This window comes from Burkholderia territorii (genome assembly GCF_902833055.1).
Classification (GTDB): domain Bacteria; phylum Pseudomonadota; class Gammaproteobacteria; order Burkholderiales; family Burkholderiaceae; genus Burkholderia; species Burkholderia territorii.
The window spans coordinates 1-445 of the sequence record NZ_CADFEJ010000147.1; the positions used below are offsets into that span (position 1 = coordinate 1).

Here is a 445-nt window from a genome sequence, read left to right on the forward strand (position 1 = left end):
GGGCGATCGCCATCTCGCTGAGGATGCGCATCACGAGCACCACCAGCACGCTGGCGATCACGTAGGCCATCAGCGCGCCCGGCCCGGCTTCGGCGATCGCGTGGCCCGAGCCGACGAACAGGCCCGCGCCGATCACGCCGGCAATCGACATCATCGTCACGTGCCGCTGCTTGAGGCCGGTGCCGAGGCCCGAACCGTTTTCTGCTGCCATGTCTCCTCCTGGATTCGATGGGGTCGCGACGACCCGGAGCCGAACGCCCGCGCAAGGCGCGAACCCGCCCGCCACGCCTTGGCCGCGCGGAGATGGCGCTCGGTCATGCTGGAAGGGAGGGCCTGCGATGCACGCCCGGCTGGCGAAGCGGGCCGCTGGCGGCCCGGTTGCCGGTGCGCGCCCTGCAAGGGCGGCGTTCGGAATGACGAAAGTGTAAGCAGACGCAGGCGAATC

At 70.3% G+C, this 445-nt stretch carries 1 pseudogene; it reads right to left on the reverse strand.

The features are described 5' to 3' along the window. Positions 1 to 211 (reverse strand): annotated as a pseudogene (locus HW466_RS31455) (GABA permease); the annotation flags it as partial. Between the last annotated feature and the right edge of the window lie 234 nt (positions 212 to 445).